Here is a 25,614-nt window from a genome sequence, read left to right as displayed (position 1 = left end):
CAGACGAGCGCCCGGAGAACCTACGCCGAACAGGGTCATTTGACCGATGAGATGCTGGATCGGCAGCTCGAACAGGCGGCGGCCGCATGCGGTTCGCGGACGGCCATCGTCGACGGTGCACAGCGGCTGACGTACGGGAACCTGTTCCGCCGGGTCGAGAGCCTGGCGAACGCCATGCGTGGCCGGGGAATCGGGCCCGGTGATGTCGTCTCGTTCCAGCTTCCGAACTGGTGGGAGGCGTCGGTCGTCCATTTCGCCACGATCCGGATCGGTGCGATCAGCAATCCCCTCGTCCCGATCCTGCGGCAGCGGGAGCTGCGGTTCATGCTGCGGCAGGCACGCTCGAAGATCGTGTTCGTCCCTTCGACCTACCGGGGATTCGATCATGCGGCTCTGGCGAGCAGGCTCTGTGCAGAGGTGGCCACTCTCGAGACGATGGTGGTGGTGCGGGGTGCGCGAGACCAGGCGCTGACGTTCGACGGCCTACTCGGCGAGGGGGCACCGTCGACGGGGCCGAATGTGCCGGACGAACAGGTCGTGGTGAGGTCCGCGGACGATCCCGTCCTGCTGCTGTACACGTCCGGCACGGAGTCCCGGCCCAAAGGCGTCGTGCACAGTCACAACAGCCTCGTGTACGAGAACCGGACCATGATCGAGCGATACTCACTGTCCGATCGGGACTCGGTGTTCATGCCGTCGCCGGTGACGCACATTTCGGGCTTGCTCTACGGGATCCACCTTCCGGTGGCGCTGCGGACGAAGGTCGTCCTGCTCGACCAATGGCGGCCCGAACGGGGGCGCGACCTCATCAGAACCGAGAACTGCACATTCACCGTGGGCGCCACGCCGTTCCTCAGCGGCCTCGTCGAGGCCGAGCCGGAGAACGGCGCCGGGAGTTCGTTGCGCTGTTTCGTGTGTGGTGGGGCGGACGTGCCGCCACAGCTGATCCGGCTTGCCGACGAGAAACTGAAATGTGTCGCGGTGCGCGCGTACGGGTCGACCGAGTTTCCGACGCTGTCCGCGGGTGGCCCCGGTGACTCTGTGGAGCGCCGTGCGACCACCGACGGGCAGATCCTCGGAGCTGCCGAAGCACGCGTCCTGACGGATGGCGGCACGGTGGCTCCGCCGGGGGTGGCCGGGGATCTGTACGTGCGTGGCCCGGAGGCATTCCTCGGCTATCTGGACGTGTCGGAAACCGAGGCCACGATCGGCCCGGACGGCTGGATCAGCACCGGTGACCAGGCCGTCATCGATGCCGAGGGCCATGTCCGCATCACGGGCCGCACGAAGGACATCATCCTCCGCGGCGGCGAGAACATCAGCGCGAAAGAGGTCGAGGAGATCCTCGGCGAACATCCGGCCATCCGGGAGGTCGCCGTTGTCGCGATGCCCGACAGGGTCCTCACTGAGAAGGCGTGCGCCTTCGTCGTGGCCCGCCCTGGCGCCAGGCTCGACCTCGACGACCTCGTCCGCCACCTGGAGTCCACCGACACCGCGCGCCAGAAGTTCCCCGAGCGGCTGGAACTGGTCGAGTCGCTACCGAAGACGGCCAGCGGAAAGGTTCAGAAGGTCGTCCTTCGGCAGCTGGTGAAAGAACGCCTCGCTGCCGAGCAAGCGGCGTTGCGCACCGACAGCTGAGTCGAAGTTCGAGAAGGGAAACAAATGGATCAGGGGCCAGAGCCGGCAGTCGAGATGAGGATCCTGCACGACGAGCCGATTCCGATGGATGACGGCATCGTGTTGCGTGCCAACGTGTTCCTGCCGCCCGCGGAGGGTGTGTATCCCGTGGTCCTCGCGGTCACGAATTACGCGAAGGATCTGCCTTTCTGCCAGGGTTACCCGGACGCCTGGGAAAACGCACTCGAGATCGCGCCCGAACTCGCCCAGGACACGTCGGGGAAATACATCTCCTTCGAGGCGGTGGACCCCGAGAAATGGGTGCCACACGGCTACGCGGTCGTGGTTGTGGACGCCCGTGGCATCGGACGGTCACCGGGTGTGGTGAACAGTTTCTCGCCGCGGGAGGCGCAGGACTATTACCACGCGATCGAATGGGCAGCGGCGCAGCCGTGGTCCACCGGCAAGATCGGGACGATGGGAATGTCCTACCTTGCCGTGTCCCAGTGGCTTGTCGCCGGTCTCCAGCCGCCGCACCATGCCGGGATGATCGCCTGGGAGGCGTGGAACGACATGCTCCGCGGGCTCAGCTATCACGGCGGGATTCCCTCGACGTTCTACCGAAGCTGGTCGGATTCGCAGGTGAGGTCCGTTCAGCACGGGCTGGGGTCGCGCGGATACCGCAACCAGTTCACCGGCACGCTGATCTCGGGTGACGTGGAGCTGTCCCAGGAGGAACTGGACGCCAACATCGTGGACCCGTACGTGCAGGTGATGGAGCATCCGCTCGACGACGGCTTCTACGACCAGCGAAGGGCACAGTGGGACAAGATCGAAGTTCCGCTTCTGTCGGTGGGCAGCTGGGGCTCGGTGGGCGTTCACCTGCGGGGCAACTCCGAGGGTTTCCTGCATGCCGCGTCCACGCAGAAGTGGCTGGTGATACGTCAATCCCAGGGCACGTTCGCGGGGATGTACACGAACGAGGGTGTCGAACTGCAGCGACGGTTCTTCGACCACGTGCTCAAGGGCGAGGGGGATTTCGCGCGGACCCAGCCAAAGGTGCGGCTCGATATCCGCAGTGCGCGGGACGAGGTGCTGGAACAGCGCGCCGAAAACGAGTGGCCGCTGGCGCGCACCGAATGGACGAAACTGTACCTCGATGTCGGGAACCTCGAGCTGACCGAGAAGCCGCCCGGTGAGCAGAGCGCGAGCTACCAGGGGTTCAGCAAGAAGGGCCTCACGTTCCTCACACCCGCGATGGAGCGCGACACGGAGATCCTCGGTCCGCAAGCGGTCAAGCTGTGGGCTTCCTCCTCCACCACGGACGCGGACTTCTTCCTCAGCCTCAGGCTGTTCGACCCGCACGGGCAAGAGGTCCTTTTCCACGGGATGGCGGACCCGCAGGTCCCCGTCACGAACGGCTGGTTGCGGGCTTCGCAGCGGAAGCTGGACGAGTCGAAGAGTCTCCCGTTCCGCCCCTACCTCAGCCACGACACCGTGAAGCCGCTCTTCCCCGGCAAGGTCTATGAGCTCGATGTCGAAATCTGGCCCACGAGCATCGTCGTACCACGGGGTTACCGGCTCGGTCTGATGGTCGCGGGTGTCGATTTCGATCACGGCCGTGAGCCGGTCATGTGGGGCAAGTCGGGCCTGGAGTTGCGTGGTTCCTCGATCTGGCCGCACGTCGACCCGCTCCGTCGGCCGGCAGCCGTCTACGACAACGAGGTGACCCTGTACGGCGGCGGTAGCCGGGCGTCGTACCTCCTTGCCGCGATCGTCCCATCGAAGTAGCCGAGAGATGGTTGGCGACGAGTTCCGTGATCACCCGTCCGGTCTCCCCGGTGCCTGTGTCGCGGAGCTGCTGTGCGATCGACATGACGCGGATTCCTTGGCGTTCAAGGTGATCACCCGGGACTGTTCGGCGTTCGGCCTGACGTTCGGCCGGCTCCGGGAGCGCTCCGAGCGCCTTGCGGCCGGCCTGGCGTCACTCGGGGTCGGCCGTGGGGATCGTGTCGCGACTCTGATGTCCAAAGGTGTGGATCTGGTCACGACACAGCTCGCCATCTGGCGGCTTGGCGCGGTGTATCTGCCCCTGTTCACCGCCTTCGGCGCGGGTGCGATAGGTGATCGCCTCCGTCAGGCGAACGCGAAGGTGGTCGTGTGCGACGAGCCGGAACGCCACAAGCTCGAACCCGGCGTCGAGTTGGGGCCACAGCCGTCGTGGACGGTCGTGAACACGGCTGAGGTCGTCGGCGGCAAGGACGTCCGGTTCGCCGATCTGATCGGCTTTCCCCCCGGCGCCGCCCCTGTCGCGGTGGGGCCGGACGGCACCATGATGGTGCTGTACACCTCGGGAACCACTGGTAGTCCCAAGGGGGTTGCGGTGCCAGTCCGGGCACTCGCGTCGTTCGAGTGCTACTTCACTTACGGGCTGGGCGTCTCGGGTGACGACATCTACTGGAACGCGGCCGACCCCGGCTGGGCTTATGGCCTGTATTACGCGATCGTCGCGCCGCTGCTGCTGGGCCGGTGCTCGATGTTGGTTGCCGGCAAGTTCACGGCCGAGGACACCTGGCGGATCCTCAGCGAGTACGGCGTGACCAATTTCGCCGCGGCACCCACGGTCTTCCGAGCCCTGCGTGCCTCGTCCCGCCTCGGCGGCGGGACGCCGGCTCTGCGGCGTGTGTCGAGCGCGGGCGAGCCGCTCAATCCGGACGTGGTGGAATGGTCGCGAAAGGTGCTCGGCGCGGCCATTCACGACCATTACGGCCAGACCGAGCTCGGGATGGTCCTCGGCAATCACCATCACCCGTCTGTTTCCGGGGAAATAAGACCGGGGAGCATGGGACGGGCGCTGCCTGGCTGGACGACCGAGATACTTCTCGGTGATCGGGACGAGGTGCTCGGCGCGGGCCGGCTCGGCCGGCTGGCCATCGATGTGTCCGCGAGCCCGCTGATGTGGTTCGAGGGGTATCTGGATCGTCCGGAGGCCACCGCGGAGCGGTTCAGCGCAGATCGCCGCTGGTACCTGACGGGCGACGTCGCCCAGCGCGACGAGGAGGGCTTTTTCTATTTCTCGTCCCGTGACGACGACGTCATCATCATGGCCGGTTACCGCATCGGTCCCTTCGATGTCGAGTCGGTGCTCATCAGTCATCCCGTGGTTGCCGAGGCCGCCTGTGTCGCGGCTGCCGACGACCTCCGTGGCGAGGTGATCGAGGCTTTCGTCGTGCTGCGAGCGGGGATCGAGCCTCCCGGCGAACTGGCCGGGGAGCTCCAGGACCTGGTGCGGAAGCGATATGGGGCGCACGCGTATCCACGGCGGGTGCATTTCGTGGCGGAGCTGCCGAAGACACCAAGCGGCAAGGTGCAGCGGGCGGTGCTCCGCCGACGGGCGGAGGCCGGACAGAGGTCGAAATGAGCTCTTCCGATACGGCTCCAGCACGTTGTGGTGTGGCATGAGGCGGAGCGGCCCTTGTCGCCGGTGGCGCGCCGGGCGATGCCGGTGGAGCGCGCTCGCGACCCGTGCGGCATCGCGGGCGCGGTCCGCTCATTGTGCGGCGCCACGGGGCGCGAACGAGTTGTTGAAGCTCTGACCCGAGCGGACGAGTCGCCGAGCCGCATCGAGCCGCGCCGCCTCGTAGCGGTGCAGTGCATCGGAAATGCTGCCCCGGTTCCCGTTGCCGCCGAGCGCCTCGGCGAGGGCGAGGGCGTCTTGCGCCGAGGCGTCGAAGCCGCTGCCGGTCATCGGTGAGGGCAGATGGGCAGCGTCACCGACAAGGCACACACGCCCGGAAACGAGTCGGTGCGGCAGGTACTCGCCGATCGGCGTGCCGATCACCGCTCGCCGGCCGATGCAGTCGACGATGGCTTCCCGCCACGGGCTGGGCCAGATTTCCCGTGCCTCGTCGGCAAGTTCGTCGAAGGTCGCGTCGGGCACGTCGGCCGCTCGGAGCGTGCGCTGGACAACATCGTCGATCACGGCTCCGCGGGCGCGCAGAAGGTCGTTGCGACCGGAGTCGTACCATCCCCAGCCGATTCGCCGCCTGCCCTGGGCGACGGATCCGTCCGCTCCCGGCAGGTAGTAGGCGTTGAGGCAGTAGTCCCGTTCGTAGAGGATCGCGAGGTCCGACGGCCACGGGCGGGACCGGATCTCGCGTTCGTCGACCAGCCCCAGCCAGATCACGTATCCGGAGAAGGTCGCGTCGGGCGCCTCGGGGACGACGTGGCGACGGACGACGCTCGCGTGTCCGTCGGCCCCGACGACGAGATCCGCGCGCACGAACTCGCCGTCGTCGGTGACGACCCACGCCGATCGCTCGTCCTGGCCCACATCGGTCACTCGCACCGGCGACCGGAGGGAGATACCGGGGTCGGCCTGTGCGGCGGAGCTGAGGCCGGCGTGCACGTCCGCCCAGGCCTGGCCGCCCGACGGGAGGATGTCTTTCCCGTCGGGCGAGCGCCGGCCCGTCAGGCGCTCCAGCAGCCCGTCGCTCACGGGCAGGGCGGCGCCCGTCCGGACCTTCCGGGTCGAGCGCTCCAGCATCGTCACCCGCAGCCCGATGCGGGACAGGGCCAGTGCGCTCATCAGTCCGGCCAGCGAGGCTCCGACGACGATGGCGGAACCACGTGTCCCTGACTGGTGGTCCTTTGTCATGTGCTGTCTCCTGGAACTGCCGGTCATCGCGTTCCCGCGCGCATTTCGTCGGCTTCGGTGTCGTGGGATCGGCGCAACGCCCAGCCGGTCAGAATGGCGCCGACGAGTGCGAGCACGCCCAGGCCGATGACGACGACGTGCAGTGCGTCGGCGAACGCGTGTCCGGTGGTCACCGGCACGTGCCGGCCTTGGACCGCCGCGACCGCTTGCGTGGTCGAGGTGCGGGCGGCGGTGACCGAGATGAGCACCGCGGCGGTGGCCGCCACGGCGAGCGACTCGCCGGTGATCCGCATCGTGTTGAACATTCCCGCCGCCGATCCGGCCTTGTCCACGGGGACCGTGCTGACAGCGGCGTTGTCCATCACCGAGAAGGCCATGCCGACGCCGACGCCGAAGAGCAGGAGGGGCAGTGCGGAAACCCACGTCGAGGTACCGCGATCCACCACGACCAGCCCGCAACTTCCCCCGGCGATCAGGACCGGACCGGCGACCAGCAAGGTCCGCATCGACCACCGGGACGTCAGCCATCGGGCCGCCAACGGCACCAGCAGCACCGGGATCTCGAGTGGCGTCAGCTCGACCGCGGCTCGCCACGGGCTGGCGCCGCCGCTCTGCAGGAACACGGGAAGGAACACGTTCAACGCGGCCAAACCGAACGTCACCGAGAACGGCAGGCACATCAGCGCCGTGAAGGCAGGACGGCGGAACAAGCGGACGTCGAACATCGGCTGGCTGCCGCGGAGCTCGACCAGGACGAACGCGCCGAGCAGAAGGATCGTCGCCGCGAACGCCAGCAGAGTCCACACGTTCGACCACCCGGCCTCGCCGGCCTGGATGAACCCGAGGGACAGCACGAGCAGCGCGCCACCGAAACAGGCCATGCCGGGCAGGTCCGGGCGAGGCGCGGACGGGTCGCTGGAGGCTTGTGTGTACCGGGAAGCGACGAAGGCGATGGCGGCTCCGAGTGCGATCACCACGAAGATCGCTCGCCAGCCCAGCGGAGCGAGTGCGCCGGCGACCAGGGGGCCGGCGGCGGTGCCGCCACCGAAACTGGCGCCGAGCAAGCCGAACACGCGAACTCGCCGCGCGCCCGAGGTGGCGTGCGCGAGCACGGCCGAGCCGGCGGAGACCGTGGCGCCGGCGGCCAGACCCTGGACGCCTCGCAGCACGTCGATGACCAGGATGTCGGACGAGACCGCGATGAGCGCCATCGCCAGCCCGAACGTCGCGATGCCGATACGCAACACGAGCCGCCGCCCGAAGCGGTCCGCCAGGCTGCCGGTGGCGAGCACGGTCGCGGCGAAGATCGCGTTGTAGGAGTTCTGCACCCACTGGGTGCCGGCCGACGAAGCGTTCAGGCCGGCCGCCATGTCGGGCAGGACGATCGCCGGTCCCGTCACGGCGAACGGCAGGAAAAAGGAAGCGAGAAGGACGGCGCCGATCGACGCTCGAGTCGCAGTCGCCGAGATCGCCGGCGCAGGTGGATCAGAAGCCATGCTTCGAGGTTGGAGGACCCGCGAACATCCATTCAGGGCCGGTAGGTACCGGGGGTCGCCCGACCTGGGTACCGGCGAGCCTGGGTACTCGTAGGACCACCCGACCTCGTGTTCCCGGTGGCAGACTAACGAAATGACCGCGAGCACGCCTGGCGACTGGAAGTCCGAGCTGGGGGAGTTCTTACAAGCTCGAAGGGCCGCCGTGTCGCCGGGCTCGGCGGGAATACCGGACACCGGTCGACGCCGGGTGCCAGGGCTGCGCCGCGAGGAACTGGCCGCCCTCGTCGGCGTGTCGACGGACTACTACGTGCGGCTCGAACAGGGCCGCGGTGGCCGCCCCACCGAATCCCTGCTCGATTCCCTCGCCCGCGTCCTCCTGCTCGACGACACCCAACGCGCCCACCTGTACGACCTGGCACGTCCCCGGCCGCGCCCCGCCCGGCGCGCGGTCAAGGACCGCATGCCCGACTTGACGCGCCAGTTCCTGGAGACCCTCACCGTGCCGGCACTGGTCATGACTCGCACGATGCAGGTGATCGGCTGGAACCCCCTCGCGTGTGCGGTCTTCACCGACTACGCGGCCCTGCCCGAAGCCGAACGGAACTCGGCGTGGCTGTTGTTCCTCGACGAGGAGATCGCGGCCCGGCACCGGGATTGGGAGGCGTCGGCACGCGGCACCGTCGGCATCCTGCGGAAGACCGCGGGCGAAGACCCCGGCAACCCTCGACTGGCCGCGCTGGTCGGGGAACTGGCTGTCCGAAGCGAGACGTTCCGGCGGCTGTGGGCCGAGCACCACGTCTTCGAGAAGACCACCGGGGTCAACCTCATGCGGCACCCGGATGTCGGGGACATCGACCTGTCCTACATCGCCTGGGCGACGCCTGGTGCGCCCGACCAGATGCTGGTCACCTACCTGGCCGAGCCGGGCTCGAAATCGGCGGAGGCCCTGCGGATTCTCGGCTCGATGGCGGTCTCGGGCCGCCCGGAAATCGGAACTCGCGAATAGCGGCCGACGTCCACCTCGTTCTGAGTCTGGATTCAAGCGATCTTGAGCCGCCCGTTTCGAGCGCGGCGCGGAACGTAAGCTCCAGGCTTGGGGCAGCACGAGTTCTCGGGAGTACACAGATGCGGAAGTCCACCTGGGACGTCATCGTGGTGGGTGCGGGCACGGCCGGTTCGGTGCTGGCGGCTCGTGCCGCCGCCCGGGGCAGGCGTGTGCTGTTGCTCGAGGCCGGCCCTGACCGTCGCTCGGCGGAACTGCCGGAAGCGTGGCGGTCACCGAACCCGATGGCCGGCCTGTTGGACCGCACTGTCTCGGAGATGCTCTGGTGGGACGTGACCTCCTCACGGACCGACAAGCAGCCGCCCCTTCTGTATGCGCGCGGTCGGGGAGTCGGAGGCAGCTCGGTCGTCAACGGGCAGATCGCGATCCGGCCCCCGATGGAGGACTTCGAGGACTGGTCTCGGCTCGGCTGCGAGGGGTGGGCGCCCCACGACGTCCTGCCGTACTTCGTCAGGCTCGAGGACGACGAAGTGTTCGGAGACCTGCCCTATCACGGCCGCGGCGGCCCGACCCCCATCCACCGCGCCCCGGAGGAAGCCTGGGGCTCGGTGGACCGCGCGCTGGTCGAATCAGCTCTCGCCGCGGGCTTCCCATGGGAGGCGGACGTCAACGCACCAGGTGCCTTCGGCGTGTCTCCCTATCCGATCAACTCGCGCGGGGGCCGGCGGGTCAGCGTCAATGACGGTTATCTCGAGCCCGTACGTGACGTGGAGAACCTCACCGTCCGCGGTGACGCCCTCGTGGACAGGGTGGTCTTCGAGGGGCGACGCGCCGTCGGCGTCCGCGTGGTCGTCGACGGGCGCCCTGTCCTTGAGCACGCGGACGAGGTCGTACTCAGCGCGGGAGCGGTCCACTCGCCAGCCGTGCTGATGCGTTCGGGCGTCGGGCCCGCTCGGCGACTGCGGGCCCTGGGGATCGAGGTGCGGCAGGATCTCCCGGTCGGACTCGCTATGCAGGATCATCCGATCGCCCTGCTCTCCTTGCCGTTGCTGTCCGCACACGCCGTCTCGTCCCCGCACGATCGGCACACCAACATCTGTGTACGGTGGTCGAGCGCCGGCGGAACGCATGCGAACGACCTGCTTCTCATCGCACTCAACCAGGACGTCTGGGCCATGGCCGCCGGTGATGCCGGGACACGGGCGGGGGCGTTCGGCGTCATCCTGAACAAGGTCCACTCGCGCGGTGACCTCACTCTCGTCTCGACCGACCCGACCGTCCAGCCGCGGATCAACGAACGGATGCTCTCCGACGAACGCGACCTGTCGGTACTGCGCGAGGGCGTCCGCACCGTCGTCGAGCTTGCCGGCCACGACGACGTTTCCCGTCTGTTGTCCCATCCGCTGCGGGAGAGCAACCAGCCGTTGTTCGACGCGCTGTCGAGTGACCGGGCTCTGGACGATCATCTTCTGTCCACCGTCGCAGACGCCCAGCACGGCACGAGCACGTGCCGGATGGGTGCGCCCGACGCCGCCGACACGGTCGTCGACTCCTCATGCCGAGTCCTGGGAACCGAAGGGCTGCGGGTGGTCGATGCCTCCGTTTTCCCCTCGGTGCCCCGAGCGAACACGAACCTGGCGACGATCATGATGGCGGAACGCATGGCCGACCGGCTCGATGACTGACGCCCCGAACCGGCATCAGCGCAGCGAGCGGTTGCGGGTGTTCTCGCCGAACAGGCCGATGACCACCGCCGTGGCCAGGGAGAACAGAGCTGTGGTCAGGAAGACGCCGACGAACCCCGCCACGCCGTAGATCGCCGCGACGAGCGCGGCGCCGCCGACGCCCGCCAGCCGCCCGGCCCCGTTGGACAGGCCCGCGCCGAATCCGCGGAGCGTGGTGGGGAAGACCTCCGGAAGGTAGGCGTAGATCGTGACCGCGTTCGACTGCAGGAACATCGTGATGAGGAATCCGACGACGATGGTGGGCCAGAGCGCGTCGGTGAAGGCGAAGACCGCCATCAGTAGCGCGATGGTGAGGGAGGTGGCGGCGAGGACGTGGCGGCGCTCCCAGCGGTCGGTCACCAGCATGCCGGCGAGCGCACCGAACGGCGGTGCGATGGAAAGGATCGTCGTGATGGTCAGCGCGGTGTCGGTCGAGTGGCCGCGCTCGGCGAGCAGGGTCGGCACCCAGGAATTGAACCCGTAGAACGCGACGATGCCGAACACCAGCGTCAGCGCCGTGACGATCGTGATGCGGCGCTGGGACCCGGTGAAGAGCTCCGCCGTCTTGCCGCGTGCGGGCGGCGCCGACGGGGCGGTGAGCACCGGCGGTGGCAGTTCGCCGGAGTAGCGCGCTTCCAGACCGGACACGATGCGGGAGGCCCTCTCGTCGCGGCCGCCGGCGATCAGCCAGCGGACGGACTCCGGCAGCAGGAACATGCCAAGGATGGCGGGGACGAGGCCCACCGCGCCGACGACGAACACCCAGCGCCAGGCCTGCGGGTCGAGCGGGATGATCAGTTTGGCGGTCACCGCGGCGAACGGCACCCCCAGCAGACCCACCCCCAGCACGGCCGCCTGACTGCGCCCTCGGACCCTGGTGGGGTACATCTCCGCCACGTAGACGCTGAGTACGCCGATGACAGCCTGGATCCCGAGGCCTGACAGGACCCGGAACAGGCCCAGGACCCCCAAGTTCGGGGCGAGCCCGCACAGGATGGAGGAGACGGAGTAGAGCAGCGTCCCGGCGATGATGATCCGCTTCCGGCCGAACCGGTCGGCCAGCCGGCCCCCGACGAGGGCCCCGACGAACGAACCCAGGAGCGACAACGACGTCAGGTTGCCGATCTGGGAGATCGACAGCCCCCAGTCCCGGCGCATCGCCGGGGCGGCGTAGGCGAGCACGCTGTTGTCGGTGGTGTCGCCGAAGGACAGCAGACCGAGCAGCGGCAGCCATCTCCAGTGGGGCCGGGTCATCCGGGGGAGCCGGTCGAACCGGGCGATGAGGTCCGCGCCGCGGGTTCCGGGTGTCGCAGGGGCAGAGGGAACGTCCACGAGAATCCTCCTCGTTGAGGAATGGGGGCCGGCCGGCCGGGCGATGGTGGCGCCGCCGGTTCGAAAGTGGCTCTCCGGGGCTCAGACGGCCAGGTCGAGCAGGGGGACGAACTGCTGACCGCCGTGCATGTCGCGGTCGTCGCGGGCGCCCTGCGTGGTGGGCCGCGGGAACGAGACCTTGACGACGTGCAGGCCGGGGACGGGGAAGACGAGCACGGTCGCGGGGTCGACGTCGTAGGTCCGGCCGACCACCGCCCGGTCGGTGAGGCCGGAGGCCACCGCCCGGTCGAAGGAAGCGCGGTCGGGCAGGAAGACGTCGACGGTCAGCCAGAACGGGCCCGCGTTCTTCGAGCGGACGTGTGTCGCGATGTCTCGAAGCCGGGTCACGCTCCCACCTCCGAATGAACGGTCCGGAACAGGTCTCGCTCGTCGGCCACGTCGACCACGTGCTGCAGCACGAACTCGAAGGACTCGCCCCGCGCGGTCTCCGCGGGGGAGTCGATGAACGCGAACGTCGGGAAGGGGCTGTCGTCGTCGAGCGGGAGGTGCAACATCATCGGGTTGGCGAACTTCGCCAGGTCGTCGGCCGTGGCCTGGTCCGGGGCGGTCACGGTGAGCACGAGGCCGACCTCGCGGGGTGGGGTGCCCCGTTCGGGCTCGGCCGCACCCAGTACGGCGTCGTGGCCGAAACGGCGCAGCGAATAGTCGTACTCCCCGGGAGCCAGCCCGAAGGTCGAGGGAACGTGCTTGTCGAGGTAGGCGATCAGTCGCCGGCACCAGTCGTCGAGCCTGCCGAGGATCTCCGGGTCGCGGATACCGGTGATCAGCTGAGCCTGGAAACCCGTCGAGGCGGCGCCTTCCAGCTTGATGGTCTGCTGCTCGGCCGGCTCGAACCGGGAGCCCTCGACCCGCACCCGGCGCTCGTCGAGCGCCGTGTAGACGGCGTCGCTCGTGTTCAGCGTGCCGGCCGGCTCGCGGAGCCGGAAGGGGTCGGCGTTCTCGTACAGCATGTGTGCGGCGACGCTGCGCGTGGTGCACCGGGCGTGCACCGCGAGCGGCTCCACGGTGAAGCCGGTGTCGTCGACGGTCACCAGGACGCCACCAGCCCTGGGGTTTTCGGTGCAGAGGCCGCCGCACTCGGCGATCTTCGCCGCGTGCCACGCGGGGCCCGCGGGCAGCCCGCGCAGCAAGGGCAGCACCGCCGCCAGTGCCGTGTCGGTGGAGCGGCCGGCGAGGACGATCTCCGCGCCGTCGCGGAGCGCGTCGGCGAGCGGTTCGTGTCCCATCAGCCCGACGATGTGCCGGCACCGGGCCACGGTCTCCTGCCGCAGCGGCTCGGCCGTACCGAGGGGGTGCACCCGGCCCTGCGCGAGCAGATCGGCGATCCGGGCGGGGTCCTGTTCGCTGTAGACCCTGGCGATTCGCCGGCTGATCCCCAGGTCGGCGCAGATCCGCTGGACGATCTCGTAGATCCACTCGACACCGGCGTCGCATCCCGAGGTGCCGCAGGATCCGACGACGAGGGGAATGTTCGCGTCGTGCGCCGCGGGCACGAGCACCCGCAGGTCCCGTTCGACGGCGGCCCGGGCGGTCTTGGCCGTCGCGGTCCCCAGGTAGTGGGGGCCGGAGTCGGTGGAGCCGCCGTCGACGGCGATGATGTCGGCACCGAGTTCGATGCCGCGGGTCACGGTCTCGGGCGGAAAGCCACCGCCCAGCATGCCCACCGGGAAGAGCACCCGGATCGGGTCGGTCATGGTGTCACCCTCGCTTCGGTGGGACGGTGGACTTCGGCGAGCCGCATGAGCTCGCGCACGGTGGTGCCGGTGTCGGGGAACTGCAGCAGCGCCTCGCTCAGCGCGGTCACCCGGTCCGCGGGCAGCACCCGCCCGGCGCAGTCCGTGAACTTCTGCCGGAGCAGGGACGGGTCGACCGGCGTGTCGCTTTCAGAACCGTGCGGACCGCGTGTCGCGGTGAACACGGTCCCGTCGAACTGTCTGATTCGGACGGTCGCGGTGAACGAGTTGCTCCGGCCACCGGGAGCGGCCGGCATCACCCGAACCCGGCTCATCAGCGCGAGGGTGGCGGGGTCGTGATGGGCGTCGCCGTCGAAGTCCGCCAACGCGACGGTTCCGGTGAGCAGAGCCCGGGACGTCACGTACTGCAGGCTGAACTTTCCCGACAGGGCTTCGGTCAGCACCGGGCGGTCGGTGTGCGGCAGGCGATTCGGATCCACGGTGATCTCGACGGCTTCGACGCGGCCCGCGTCGAAGCCCGGCGAGCGGCGGATCTCCCGGGCCGCCTCGATCGCGCCGTGGGTGCTGTGGCAGCAGGCGTAGAGCTTGATCGGGTTGTGCTCGGAGCAGGCCAGCGGCGGCCCGGAAAGCCCGGCGACGATTCGCCCGGAGTCGAAGTCGCCGTGTCCATTGTAGACGGCGAGGAAGCCTTGCCGGTGTTCGAGCGCGCCGGGGTTGGCCGTGTAGCCCGCCGCCGCGAGCTTGGCGGCGAGGATGCCGTTGCGAACCGCCTGCCCGACGTGCAGGGACTTGGTCATCGTGCCGAAGTTCGCCTTCACTCCCGCCGCGTGGGACACCGCGACCGCCATCGCGATCGCGGTGCGTTCCGCGGACAGCCGGAGCAGCCGCGCGGCCGCCGCCGCGATTCCGATGACGCCGATGGTCGAGGTCGGGTGCCAGCCGCGTTGGTAGTGCGCCGGGTTCAGCCCGTACGCCAGCCGGATCATCACCTCATAGCCGGCCGCGTAGGCGACGGCGACGTCCGGCGCCGACGCGCCGGTCTCCTCGCCGAGGGCGAGGAGCGCGGGCACGAGCATCGCCGAGGGGTGCCCGCCCAGGGCCGAGTTGCCGTCGTCGAAGTCCAGGGCGTGCGCGGCGACACCGTTGAGGAGCCCGGCGTCCAGGGCGGGGACGCGCTCGGCGGTGCCGAGCACGAGGCTCCCGTTCTCGCTCGCCGCGATTCCGGCGGCCGTGCGGATCGCGGTGATCCCGGCGAATCCGGAGCCGGCGAGGGCAACGCCCAGGGTGTCGGTGAACGCCGTGCGGACGAGCCGGCGGGCGTGGTCGTCGAGGTCCTCGATCCGGTACGCGCTGATCCGCCCGGCCAGCGCGGGCAGGATCGCGACGGTGGCCTCGGCGGTCGTCTCGGTGTTGGTCGGCACGCTCAGGCCTTCTGGTCCTGGGTGACGAAGACGGGATCGTCGACGCGCGCAGGGAATCCGCCGCGGGGGACGCCGGGCCGGACGTCGCCGTAGAACTCCCGCATGCCCTCGCTCAGGGGACGCGAGTTGGCAGGAGCCAGCCACAGCCGCAGCAGGTGCCGCTTGCGGTCTTCGTCTTCCCAGTCCTCGAACTCCGTCCGTGCGTGGTAGACCACGTGGTTGTTGAGGAACTGGAAGTCGCCGGGCTCGAACATCATCGAGGTGTGGAACCGCGGGTCGTCGTTGAGTGAGATCAGCAGCTTCATCGCCTCGGTCTGCGCGTCGGTCAGCGGCGGCACGTCTTCGAACTCCTGAGCCGACCAGATGTGCGGCGCGACCCAGCGCGAGGAGAAGCGGCCGTCTTCGATGCTGAAGATCGGCTGTCGGTAGTACGGCTTCTCGCCGGGCCGCTCGGAGCCCTTCCAGGAGTGGTAGAAGGGCTGCTGCAGCACCTCGAACAGGTCGGGGCGGGTACGGGCGATCTCGTCGGCGACGGCCACCGAGCTGCAGAACAGGCTCCGCCCGCCGCTCTTGGCCGTCCGCAGCACGAACAGCGCGACGATGTCGGCGCTGTCGGTGTGGAAGCCCAGGCCCTCGCGCGACATGTACCCCCGGCCGGTCTGGGTGACGGCGGACTGGCCGAAGTCCCGGACGTCACCGAGCACGTCGCCCTTGAAACTCTGCGAGCGCGCGGTGCCCATGTGCAGGCCGATGCCCCAGTAGATCAACCGCAGCTCGTCCTTGGTGAACCGCTCGACGGGCAGGCCCCGGAGCACGAACAGGCCGAGGTCGTTCTCCAGCCGATCGAGGGTGAGGGCCAGCGCGTCGTCGAAGATGTCGAGGGGGAACGTCTCCTTGGTCAGTGTCTCGATCGTGGCCCCGGCGGCCTTGGACGCGGCGAGCGCGTTCTCGATGTCCTTGATGTCCGCGGGAGTGAGCCGGTAGATCCATCGGCTCTGGTCCTCCAGGTCGGCGGGCAACCAAGCCAGGTCCTTGCTCAGCGGTGAGTAGGTCACAGGCGTCTCCTTGCACTGTGGTATCTGCGAGATGCTATAGCAAATAGAAGTCGACCGAGGGTTTGTTGTCAAGAGGCGAATCAGTCGAGGTCGGCGCTGAGCAGCAGACGCCGGGACGACTCGAGCTGCTCGCGCGTCAGCAGTTCGACGCGATCGGCGTCCCGGGCACGGAGGGCGTCGACGATCTCGCGATGGATCTGGAGGCGGGTCATTCGCTCTTCGGGGGACCACTGCTCGATCAGCCGGATGCGGCGTGCCCGCCCGAACACGCCGGCGCTCGACGCCAGGGAGTCGAGGGAGGCATTGGCCGCGGCCCGGCGGAGCACGGCGTCGAAGCGGTCGGCGGCCTGCTGAGCGACTTCGGGGTCAGTCCCGGACCGGGCCAATTCGTCGACGATCCGGGCCAGCTCGTCGACCTGGTCGTCGGTGATCTTCTGTGCGGCGAACCGAGCCAGTGCGCCGCGCAACAACGATTCGGCGTAGAGCAGCTCCTGGATCGTCTCCGTGGAGTGCTGGGCGACGGCGAGCGAGCGCGCCGAGTGGCGTTCGATCAGGTGCTCCTGCTCGAGCCGGCGCAGCGCCTCCCGGACCGGGGTGGGGCTCACGCCGAGCAGGAAGGCCAGGTTGCGCTCGGTGACCTTCTGGCCGGGGGCGAGGGCTCCGCTGGCGATGCTTTCGCGGATCTGCTGGTACGCCCGATCGGCGAGAGACTCGTGTCGCTCAAGGGACGACAGGGGGTTCCCGGCCGAGTCGGTCACTGCGCGGCTCCTTGCGGTCCGGCGCCGCGATCGTCGAGCGGCGCGAGTTTGGCCACATGCTATAGCCAACCTGTAGTAGCGTGAGAACGCCGCGTCGTTACAACGCGTCTTCGGCGGCTGCCTGGTGGACGCTTCGCACGAGCGGCCGGAATCCGAGTTCGCGGGCGAGGGTCGCGTCGACGTGCCCCTTCCACGGGTTTGCCAGGGGTTCGGCGGATTCCTTGTATTCCGCTCCGACGATGCGGGCGATCTCGTAGACCGAGGTCGGAGCGTCGTCGGCGAGGTTGACGACCTGGTTGTCCATGGTGCCGGTCAGGGCGAGCCGCATCGCGGTCGCGATGTCGCGGTGGTGGATGAGGCTCATCGTCGCCGCGGGGTGCCAGCCCCAGGAGCCCAGCAGCTGCGGTGCGGATTCCAGGTGGCCGTCGCGGTCGCCGTAGACGAAGGGGAACCGCAGGACGGTCCAGGTCAGTCCGCTTTCGCGCAGGAGCCGCTCCGCGATGATCTTGGTCGCCGGATAGGGCTGCTGCGCGTTGGCCGGGTCCTCTTCGCGGGCCGGTCGCGAGAGGTCGTCGTTGTAGACGAGGTTGGTGCTGGCCATGATGACGCGCGCTTCGGGAGCGTGGGCCTGGACCGCCTCGATGAGGTTCTTCGTGCCCCCGACGTTCACCCGTTCGATCAAAGCGGGGTCGGGGGTGCGCAGGACCGCGGCGAGGTGGATGACGGCGGAGACGCCTTCGACGGCCTTCGGCAGTGTCGCGGGGTCGAGCAGGTCGCCCTCGATGGGTGTCACGCCCGCCGGGAGTTCCTTGCCGGGGCGCACGATCGCGCGGCAGTCGATGCCCGCGTCCACGAGACGCCGGAGCAGGCGTGTGCCGACGAGGCCGGTTCCGCCGGTGATGAGGACGGTCATGATTCGTTTCCCTTCGGAAAGAGGGCGGTGAGCTTGCCGGTCGCCTCGCGCAGCACGCGGGCGGTCGTGTCGATCTCGGCTTGTGCGATGCCGTCGAAAGCCGTCTCGAGAATGAGGGCGATCGGGTCGGGCAGCTCTTGCCAGAGCGCGGCACCGGCGGGGGTGGCGTTCAGCACCTTCTGGCGCTGATCGGTGGCATCAGGCTTCTGTTCGACCAGGCCCTTGCGGACCAGGGCGGCCACGACGCCCGTGAGCGTCGCGCGCTCGATCTGGAGCATGCGTGCGAGGTCGCGTTGTGACGTCGGCCCCACGGTCATGAGCTGGTGCATGACGTACCACTGCGTGGGCCCGACGCCGTACGGGCGCAGGACGGCTTCCATCACGACCCGGGTCGCGAAGTAGTACTTCTTCGCCCAGGCGCCCGCGGACTGGTGTTCGGGATCCACCGGATTGTTAGCCACCTAGCAAATATAGCTAGGTACCTAACGATCTGTCAAGCGAGAGTGCGGGCCTCGAGCCGGGGGAGGGGGGAGGGTTTGCTGATGACGCCGGTTCATCTTGCGCCGCAGGCGGTTGACGCTCTGCTTGCCAAAGCGCGTGCCAAGGTGCCGGTGCTGGCCGCGCACGCGGGCTTGTGCGGGTGTCGTGCTCCAGTCCGGTGATGCTCCTCCCCGGGTGGCAGGCGCGCTCGTGCCGACGTCGCGGCGCCGCTGGCCGGCGCGGAACATGTTGGCCGAAGCCGAGTACCTGGTGAGCAGTGGCACGACCGGTTGCTGCGGCTGGCGGAGCGGGTCCAGGAGCTGGCTTCCGAAAAGACGATTTCCGGTGTCCGGCGGTGGAGCGGATCATCGACCGTTGGCGCGCCGGATTTGGGGACATGACAGGGAACGGGTTTGCTGGGCCACGTTGAAAGCCGGATCGGGAAGAACCGCGAAGGGTTGATTTGGTGCTATACGTGGATCATGAACGACAGCAGGCGCACGGCCCTGGTGGCCGGATCGACCAGTGGGATCGGTCAAGCGACCGCAGTTGCGCTGGCGCGCCAAGGAGTTTTCGTGGTCGTCAGTGGACGCGATACACCCCATGAATACGATAAACTCTTCGCACTGAACACGCGCGCACCGTTTCTTCTCACGGCCGCTCTCGCTCCCGCGATGACGGAGAAGGGAAACGGTGCAGTGATCAACGTGCTCGCGATATCCGCCCATCGCGGCTTCCCGGGAGTGAGCGCCTTCGGAGGGGCGAAAGCCGCGGTGGCGTCCTTCACCCGGACGTGGGCCGCCGAGTTCGCGCCGGCTATCCGGGTCAATGCCGTGGACCTGGGGACGATCCGTACCCCGCTGCACGACGACGATGCGGACCTTCTCGCGTCTCTGGAACCGGCGATTCCCGCGCGAAGAATAGGCACTCCGGAGGAGGTCGCGGCCGCCATCACCTTTCTTGCGTCGGATGAGGACTCCTACATCTCGGGCGCCATTCTCCCCGTCGACGGTGGACTACTGGCCACTTTCTAGGGTCTTGGAGGGTAATCGGGCTTTGCCTGTTTCTCGTGGACCTCAACGAGGATCAGGTCCGGGCAGGACCGGCCGAACAGCCGCTCGCCCGGGTGACCGGGTCGCCGGCACCGTCGACCACGTGGGTCCGGATCCGAGAGGGACCGGGGTGGCCGCCCGCCTGGCGCTACTCTGGACGCCATGGCACGCACGCATTCCTCTCTGAGCGATGGGGAATTCGCTCGTCGGCGGATCCTGGACGCCGCACACGCCGTCTTCGCTGCCCGCGGATTTCGCGCCGCGACGGTCGACGCGATTGCTCGACGTTCGGAGCTGTCACGCGCCGGCGTGCTGCACCATTTCGCCAACAAGCAAGCGATCCTCACCGCTCTGCTGGACGAACGCGACGCCGAGTTGGCGCTGGACGAGGACGCCGTGGCCGACTCGGTGGCGACCTTGATCGCCGGGGTGCGGGCGCGACTGCGCCGCATCCTCGGCCAGCGCGATCTGATTCTCCTCGCTCATGCCCTCAGAGCCGAGGCCGTGGATCCGGAACACCCCGCTCACGACTGGCTGGTGCGCCGCTCGCGTCGCCTGCGGGCTGCGATGACGACGGCTCTCGAGGCGTCTGCGGCTCGTGGAGAGCTCAGGTCGGACGTCGATCCGCGACTACTGGCCGCGCTACTGCTGGCGGTGATCGAGGGCCTGGAGATGCAGTGGCTCGAGGACCCCGGCGAGATCGACGTCGAGGCCGGAGTCGCGTTGTTCGACGAGCTGCTTCGAGGAAGTATCGCGGCTCACCTGTAGCTCTCCGGTGCTGCTCCCGGAGACTTCCGGCAGCGCCGATAACAGACCTACCAACCTGTCGGTCAGATCTGGTAACGTGCCGCCAACAGTCAGTTCACCTGCACCGCTCGGGACGCCTGATGATCCGCGCCTGCCTGGCCGGAATCGCCGGGCGACCCGGCGGCTGCTGAGCTGGCGGTTAAGCCTGGCTTCATTCGTGCCGAGCTGGTGATTCGGTACCCAGCGGGCTCGGCACTCCACGGAGACGGGAACCCACTGCTCGCACCGAGACTAGGTTAAATCGTTTCATTGACAAAGAATTCAGTGCCACTTAATCTCACTGCACCTTGAAGAAGAGGAGACGGTGTGAGCGCAGTGCCCAACCCGACGGGATCGATCGTCCGGCGCCGTCTGAGCGCGGACTACCTCCGCGCGCTGCCGAAGGCCGAGGTCCACTGCCACCTGGAGGGGTGTGTCCCGCCGAAGACAGCGGTCCGTCTCGCCGAGCGACACGGCGTCGCTCTCCCCGCCGGAGCTCGGGACGGGGGCGACCGCTATCGCTTCCTGAACTTCGACGAAGGTCTTGAGATCTACCTCGCCGTGTGCAGGTCGATGCAGACGGCCGGCGACTTCGAGGCCGTCACGTACGAGAGCCTCGTGACGGCGGCCGAGGGAGGTCTTCGATATCGCGAGATCGCCTTCAACCCGCAGAACCATCCCGGACTGACCTACGACGAGATGGTGGGCGGGATCCTCGCCGGGGCGCGTGCAGCCCAGGAAGAGGCCGGCGTCGTCTCGCGGATCGTGGTCGCGATCAACCGTCAGTTCGGCGGCGAGGCTGCGCTGAACCTCGTCCGCGACGTACTCGCACACCCCCACCCCGAGGTCGTCGCCATCGGGCTCGACGGCGACGAAAAAGCTGGACGGCCGGCAGAGTTCGTCGCGGCCTACGACCTCGCGCGCGCCGCGGGCCTCAAGCTCACCGCGCACGCCGGCGAGCACGGCGACTTCACCGAGATGGTCGAGTGCCTGGACCTCCTCGGGGTGGATCGCATCGACCACGGGTACGCGGCCTTGCTCGACCCCGCGCTGCTCGCCCGGACCGTGGCCTCGCAGATCCCGTATTCGGCGTGCTGGTTCATCGACTACCCCGAGCTCGAGGTCGAAGGCCGGCGGCGCGATGTCGCGGCCATGGCTGCCGCCGGGCTCAACATGTGCCTCAACTCCGACGACCCGGCCCTCATCGGCCCGGAGCTGCACGAGGACTTCATCGACGCGGCCGTCCATCTCGAATGGACAGTCGAGGACGCCGAGAAGTACGCGCTGGCGGGTATCGATGCCAGCTTCGCGGACGACGCCACCGTCGGACGCCTCCGCGCCGAGTTCACTGCCGAGCTCGAGCGTCTCCGCCCGGTCGCCTATGGCGCCGACAACCAGTAGGGACGAAGGCCATGACCGATCAACTGGACCTCTCCCGCGGCACGATGTCGCGTCGCGGAATGCTGAGGCTCGGCCTCGCCACGACCGCCGGATTCGCGCTCGCCGCCTGCGGCACGCCGGCGAACTCGGGTTCGGGTGGCACCGCGGACGGAGGTCTGGGAGAGCTCAACTACGCCTTCTCCTGGCTGTACGACGTCACGCAGGCGGGTTCGTACGTTGCTGACACGAAGGGGTACTACAAGCAGGTCGGCTTCACGTCGGTCAAGTTCATCCCCGGAGGCCCGTCGGCGGTCTCCGTGCTGACACAACTGGCCAACGGGTCGGCGCAGTTCGGGGTGTCGTCGCCGACGGAGATCGTCGGAGCCAACGCGAACGGTGCCTCGTTCCGGATCATCGGCGCGATGTACCAGGAGGATCCGCGCTGCATCGTCTCGCTGGCCGGCAAACCGCTGAAGACACCCGCCGACCTGAAGGGGAAGACGATCGCCGTCGCCGACGCCGACAAGCCTTTCATGCAGGCCTTCCTCGATGTCAACGGAGTCACGGCGAGCGAGGTGACGATCGTCCCGTTCCAGTACGACCCGGCCCCGCTCGTCGCCGGTCAGGTGGACGGGATCCTGGACTACTCGACGAACTCACCGATCAGTCTCCAGCAGTCCGGGCACGAGCCGGCCGTGATGATGTTCGCGGAATTCAACTGGTCCACCGTCACCCAGACCTACGTCGCGTCCACGGACCAGATCTCCGAGTCCGCGGACCTGCTCAAGGCGGCGTTGCGGGCCGACATCATGGGTTGGCGCGACAACATCGCCGATCCGAAGGAGGGCGCAAGCCTGGCGGTGGACAACTACGGGAAGTCCTTGAAGTTCTCGCTGGACAACCAGCTGGGGTGCAACGAAGCCGAAATCGTCCTGATGAAGACGGCCGACACCGAAAAGAACGGCATCTTCACCGTCACCGACGAACTGCAGCAGGCGACGGTCAGGACCTTGGCGCTGAGCGGCGTCCACACGACGGCGGCGGATCTGTTCGATCTCTCCCTGCTCACCGCGGTCTACCAGGAACACCCGGAACTCAAGACGCTGTCGTGAGCACCGAAGAACCCACCCCCGGACCGATGAAGCCGAGCGCCTCCGACGGCGCGACGGATGCTTTCGCCCGCGACGTCGGCGCCGCCGTGCGGCGCCGGCGTCGCGAACTGGGCATGACGGGCAAGGAGCTCGCCGCTCGGCTGGGCGTCTCCGCCTCGTTCATCACGCAGGTGGAGAAGGGGCAGTCCTCCATCAGTCTGCCCCGCCTCTACCGGCTCGCCGAAGTGCTGGGGACGACACCGAACGGACTTCTCCCCGTGAGCTCGGCCTCGATCATGGTGACCCGCGCCGGAACGGGCCAGGAGATGCCCGCAGCGCAGCGCGAGGACGCCCAGCGGCCGAGGCTCCTGACGCGAGGCGGCCCCGGCCGCCGGCTGAAGGCGCATCGCTATCTGATCACCCCGTCGGATCCGCCGCAGGACTGGTTCACGCACGACGGCGAGGACTTCGTCTATGTCATCCGCGGCCAGCTCCGTGTCGAGTTCGAGGGAAGGGACCCGATCGAACTGGGTCCGGGTGACGCGCTGAACCACGACGGCGACATCGCACACCGCTGGCAGCTGGTGGGCGGCGAAACGGCGGAAGTTCTCATTGTCGGCAACTTCCAGCACTGACCACAGAACAGAAGGAGGGACCGAATGGCTGCGACCGCGGGGATTCAGCTCGACGACGTGACCAAGACCTTCATGACGAGGCGACAGCGCGTCGACGCGCTCGGCGGTGTCAGCTTGACGGTGGCGGAGAGCCAGTTCGTGAGCTTGATCGGGCGCTCCGGGTGCGGGAAGTCGACGATCCTGCGTCTCCTCGCCGATCTCGACCGCCCGAGCAGCGGAACAGTCGAGATCAGGGGGGAGAATCCGTCCGTCGTGCGCAAGCGGGGCCGGCTGGGCGTGGCGTTCCAGGACTCCGCGCTGCTGCCGTGGCGGACCGTGACGGACAACATCAGTCTGCCGCTCGAAGTCGCCGGACGACGACCCGGGCAGGCGGCCATTCAGGAGATCGTCGATCTGGTGGGTCTCCGGGGGTTCGAAAAGGCTCGCCCCAGCCAGCTCTCGGGGGGCATGCGGCAGCGCGTCTCGATCGCGCGCGCCCTGGCCTTCGAACCCGAGATCCTGCTGCTCGACGAGCCGTTCGGAGCGCTCGACGACATGACCCGGCAACGGCTGAACCTCGAGCTCCAGCGGATCTGGACCGAGCGGCCATCGACGACCTTGCTCGTCACGCACGGGATCTCGGAGGCGATCTTCCTGTCCGACGTCGTCGTCGTCATGACGCCGCGTCCCGGTCGCATCCTGCGCATCGTTCCCATCGACCTGCCTCGCCCCCGCGTGCCGGAAATGATGCGGAGCCCGGAGTTCCATCACCTCGTCGACGAGCTCAGCCAGCTTCTGTTCGAGGACGATTCGGCTCAGCCGGCCGCCGTGGGGAGCGCCTGACATGACACGCCTGGAGACCACGCAGACGATCCAGGCCGCCGCCGGACCGGAGACCTCGCTGATCGCGCGCGGCCGGACTCGTCCGGTACGGCAGATCCCGCGTCCCGTGTGGACAGTCGGAGGATTCGCGCTCGCCATCGCGTTGTGGTGGGTCGTGGCGGCGTCGGGCCTTCTCCCTGCCGGCTCCGTGCCGACGCCGGTGAGCGTGATCGACGATCTGATCTCGAACGTCTCCTACTACCTCGGCAACGCCGCCCCCACGGTGGTCACGGCACTCGAGGGCTTCGCGATCGCCCTGGTGATCAGCCTCGTGTTCGGCGCGGTGGGGTCGCTGACCGGTCTCCTCGAACGTTCCGTGTCACGCATCGCCCTCGCGATCTACTGCCTTCCCCTGCCGGCGCTGCTCCCGCTCATCTCGAGCCTCGAAGGCTCCGGGCCGCCGACACGGATCACGATGGCGGTCCTCTTTTCGTTCTTCCCGATGCTCATCGGCGTCCTGGCCGGGCTTCGCGCCACCCCGGCGGACACGGCCGCGATCGTGCATGTCGCGGGCGGCGGCCGGCTGCAGATCCTGCTGAAGGTCGGGCTCCGCTCGGCTCTGCCCAACATCATCGCCGGCATGCGCATCGCCGGTCCCGGGGCGCTGCTGGGAGCGCTGGTAGCAGAGTTCAGCGGTGCCGACCACGGCCTGGGAGTCGCGCTCGTCGTGAGCCAGCAGAAGTTGCAGACCGCCCAGACCTGGGGCGTGGCCATCGTCGCCACCCTGATCGGCGGTGTTCTCTACGGGGCGATCACGGCTGTCGGTCGCCGGCTGCACGTGGATCCCGTGGAGGGCCAGGCCGCCACCACGGGCGCGCCAGGCACCGGTCCTCTTCGGACGGTGATCGAGCTGCTCACCCCGGTGATCGCGTTGATCGTGATCTGGGTGGGGCTGGTCCTGTTCGGCGGCGCGAGCCGGCTGGTGTTCAAGTCCCCCGTGGCCGTCCTGAACTACCTGACCAGCCATCGCGCTGCGGCCGCGCACCGCGAGGCCCTGGTCTCGGACTGGCTCCTCACGATGCGCGACACCGGCATGATCTTCACGGCCGGGATGGTCGCCGCGTTCATTGCCGGCTGCGTGCTCGTGAGCTTCCCGGTCCTGCTGCGGCTGGGTCTCCCGCTCCTCATCGCCTCGCAGTGCGTGCCGCAGATCGCGTTCATCCCGCTGCTCGTGGCCATCTGCGGCCGAGGGGCCGCGTTCATCGTCGTCACCGGACTCCTGGTGGTCTTCTTCCCGGCGATGATCGTGATCGTCACCGCGCTCGAGGAGCGGTCGCGCTCGACGATCGACGTCGTCAGCGTCTACAGCGGCGGCCGATGGGCGGTTCTGCGCTTCGTCAGGATCCCCGGAGCCGTGCCGGGAATCCTCAACGCGGCGCGGATCAGCATCCCGCTCGCGCTCTTCGGTGCGCTGGTGGCCGAGTGGCTCGTCACCGGAAACGGGATATCGGAGGCCATGACGACCGCCACCTCGACCTTCGACTACACCCGGCTCTGGGCCGACGTGGTCGTCGTGACGGTGACCGTGATCGTGCTTTACGAAATCGTCGCGGTACTCCATGAACGTGCGCGCCGCCGGTTCTCGGTCTGACGACCGGC

The 25,614-nt window shown here is 68.5% G+C and carries 22 protein-coding genes; 12 read left to right on the top strand and 10 right to left on the bottom strand.

The annotated features are described in order from the left end of the window. Positions 1–51: 51 nt before the first annotated feature. Genes FHX82_RS35160 through FHX82_RS35150 form a run of 3 tightly spaced genes read left to right on the top strand, consistent with a single transcriptional unit; the run spans position 52 to position 5,038 of the window. Complete coding sequence (locus FHX82_RS35160; protein ID WP_229880224.1) at positions 52–1,638, top strand: AMP-binding protein; 1,587 nt, start codon at positions 52–54, stop codon at positions 1,636–1,638. 54 nt (positions 1,639–1,692) lie between these two features. Continuing rightward, complete coding sequence (locus tag FHX82_RS35155; RefSeq protein WP_145933642.1) at positions 1,693–3,408, top strand: CocE/NonD family hydrolase; 1,716 nt, start codon at positions 1,693–1,695, stop codon at positions 3,406–3,408. 7 nt (positions 3,409–3,415) lie between these two features. After that, the gene (locus FHX82_RS35150) at positions 3,416–5,038 is read left to right on the top strand and encodes an AMP-binding protein (RefSeq protein ID WP_145933641.1); all 1,623 of its coding nucleotides are present in this window, start codon (positions 3,416–3,418) and stop codon (positions 5,036–5,038) included. A 129-nt stretch (positions 5,039–5,167) separates the two neighbouring features. Here the strand turns inward: FHX82_RS35150 and FHX82_RS35145 are convergent, their stop codons facing one another. Beyond that, positions 5,168–6,274 (bottom strand): FAD-dependent monooxygenase, encoded by a 1,107-nt coding sequence (locus FHX82_RS35145; protein ID WP_145933640.1) that lies wholly within the window; start codon positions 6,272–6,274, stop codon positions 5,168–5,170. Between the two features lie 23 nt (positions 6,275–6,297). After that, positions 6,298–7,770: an MFS transporter gene (locus FHX82_RS35140; RefSeq protein ID WP_145933639.1), complete on the bottom strand. Its 1,473-nt coding sequence runs from the start codon at positions 7,768–7,770 to the stop codon at positions 6,298–6,300. A gap of 133 nt (positions 7,771–7,903) precedes the next feature. On the opposite strand from FHX82_RS35140, the gene FHX82_RS35135 reads away from it, so the two are divergent. Beyond that, the gene (locus FHX82_RS35135) at positions 7,904–8,776 is read left to right on the top strand and encodes a helix-turn-helix transcriptional regulator (RefSeq protein WP_145933638.1); all 873 of its coding nucleotides are present in this window, start codon (positions 7,904–7,906) and stop codon (positions 8,774–8,776) included. A gap of 119 nt (positions 8,777–8,895) precedes the next feature. After that, the gene (locus FHX82_RS35130; protein WP_145933637.1) at positions 8,896–10,458 is read left to right on the top strand and encodes a GMC family oxidoreductase; all 1,563 of its coding nucleotides are present in this window, start codon (positions 8,896–8,898) and stop codon (positions 10,456–10,458) included. Between the two features lie 15 nt (positions 10,459–10,473). Here the strand turns inward: FHX82_RS35130 and FHX82_RS35125 are convergent, their stop codons facing one another. The 8 genes from FHX82_RS35125 to FHX82_RS35090 form a co-directional block, all read right to left on the bottom strand. Next, positions 10,474–11,829 (bottom strand): MFS transporter, encoded by a 1,356-nt coding sequence (locus FHX82_RS35125; RefSeq protein WP_145933636.1) that lies wholly within the window; start codon positions 11,827–11,829, stop codon positions 10,474–10,476. Positions 11,830–11,910: 81 nt separating this feature from the next. Then, complete coding sequence (locus tag FHX82_RS35120; RefSeq protein ID WP_145933635.1) at positions 11,911–12,216, bottom strand: DUF4387 domain-containing protein; 306 nt, start codon at positions 12,214–12,216, stop codon at positions 11,911–11,913. Further along, positions 12,213–13,583: an acyclic terpene utilization AtuA family protein gene (locus FHX82_RS35115; protein ID WP_145933634.1), complete on the bottom strand. Its 1,371-nt coding sequence runs from the start codon at positions 13,581–13,583 to the stop codon at positions 12,213–12,215. The genes FHX82_RS35120 and FHX82_RS35115 overlap by 4 nt, the downstream gene beginning before the upstream one ends. Beyond that, on the bottom strand, positions 13,580–15,004 hold the full coding sequence (locus FHX82_RS35110) for an MmgE/PrpD family protein (RefSeq protein WP_183177030.1): 1,425 nt from the start codon (positions 15,002–15,004) through the stop codon (positions 13,580–13,582). The genes FHX82_RS35115 and FHX82_RS35110 overlap by 4 nt, the downstream gene beginning before the upstream one ends. Positions 15,005–15,006: 2 nt before the next feature. Next, positions 15,007–16,059 (bottom strand): TauD/TfdA family dioxygenase, encoded by a 1,053-nt coding sequence (locus FHX82_RS35105; protein ID WP_183177029.1) that lies wholly within the window; start codon positions 16,057–16,059, stop codon positions 15,007–15,009. Positions 16,060–16,139: 80 nt separating this feature from the next. Continuing rightward, positions 16,140–16,817 (bottom strand): GntR family transcriptional regulator, encoded by a 678-nt coding sequence (locus tag FHX82_RS35100; protein ID WP_183177028.1) that lies wholly within the window; start codon positions 16,815–16,817, stop codon positions 16,140–16,142. 97 nt (positions 16,818–16,914) lie between these two features. After that, positions 16,915–17,730, bottom strand: coding sequence for an NAD-dependent epimerase/dehydratase family protein (locus FHX82_RS35095; protein ID WP_145933630.1), 816 nt, complete (start codon positions 17,728–17,730; stop codon positions 16,915–16,917). Then, positions 17,727–18,191, bottom strand: coding sequence for a MarR family winged helix-turn-helix transcriptional regulator (locus FHX82_RS35090; RefSeq protein WP_145933629.1), 465 nt, complete (start codon positions 18,189–18,191; stop codon positions 17,727–17,729). The genes FHX82_RS35095 and FHX82_RS35090 overlap by 4 nt, the downstream gene beginning before the upstream one ends. Before the next feature lie 501 nt (positions 18,192–18,692). Here FHX82_RS35090 and FHX82_RS35085 point away from each other — a divergent pair. The 7 genes from FHX82_RS35085 to FHX82_RS35055 all read left to right on the top strand — a co-directional run bounded on the left by FHX82_RS35085 (position 18,693) and on the right by FHX82_RS35055 (position 25,606). Further along, positions 18,693–19,244: an SDR family NAD(P)-dependent oxidoreductase gene (locus tag FHX82_RS35085; protein WP_145933628.1), complete on the top strand. Its 552-nt coding sequence runs from the start codon at positions 18,693–18,695 to the stop codon at positions 19,242–19,244. 180 nt (positions 19,245–19,424) lie between these two features. Next, entirely contained in the window at positions 19,425–20,030 is a 606-nt protein-coding gene (locus tag FHX82_RS35080) for a TetR/AcrR family transcriptional regulator (RefSeq protein WP_145933627.1), read from the top strand. 345 nt (positions 20,031–20,375) lie between these two features. Beyond that, on the top strand, positions 20,376–21,449 hold the full coding sequence (gene add / locus FHX82_RS35075) for an adenosine deaminase (RefSeq protein ID WP_221216936.1): 1,074 nt from the start codon (positions 20,376–20,378) through the stop codon (positions 21,447–21,449). An 11-nt stretch (positions 21,450–21,460) separates the two neighbouring features. Continuing rightward, positions 21,461–22,540 carry an ABC transporter substrate-binding protein gene (locus FHX82_RS35070; protein WP_145933626.1) on the top strand — a complete coding sequence of 360 codons (1,080 nt, stop codon included), beginning with the start codon at positions 21,461–21,463 and terminating at the stop codon, positions 22,538–22,540. Beyond that, positions 22,537–23,154, top strand: a complete 618-nt coding sequence (locus FHX82_RS35065) for a helix-turn-helix domain-containing protein (protein ID WP_145933625.1) — start codon at positions 22,537–22,539, stop codon at positions 23,152–23,154. The genes FHX82_RS35070 and FHX82_RS35065 overlap by 4 nt, the downstream gene beginning before the upstream one ends. Before the next feature lie 24 nt (positions 23,155–23,178). Continuing rightward, positions 23,179–23,976 carry an ABC transporter ATP-binding protein gene (locus FHX82_RS35060; protein WP_145933624.1) on the top strand — a complete coding sequence of 266 codons (798 nt, stop codon included), beginning with the start codon at positions 23,179–23,181 and terminating at the stop codon, positions 23,974–23,976. A 154-nt stretch (positions 23,977–24,130) separates the two neighbouring features. Continuing rightward, positions 24,131–25,606 carry an ABC transporter permease gene (locus tag FHX82_RS35055; RefSeq protein ID WP_183177027.1) on the top strand — a complete coding sequence of 492 codons (1,476 nt, stop codon included), beginning with the start codon at positions 24,131–24,133 and terminating at the stop codon, positions 25,604–25,606. The last annotated feature ends 8 nt before the right edge of the window (positions 25,607–25,614 follow it).

It is taken from the genome of Amycolatopsis bartoniae (assembly GCF_014191255.1).
Taxonomy (GTDB): domain Bacteria; phylum Actinomycetota; class Actinomycetes; order Mycobacteriales; family Pseudonocardiaceae; genus Amycolatopsis_E; species Amycolatopsis_E bartoniae.
This window is presented reverse-complemented; position numbering and strand designations above follow the sequence as displayed.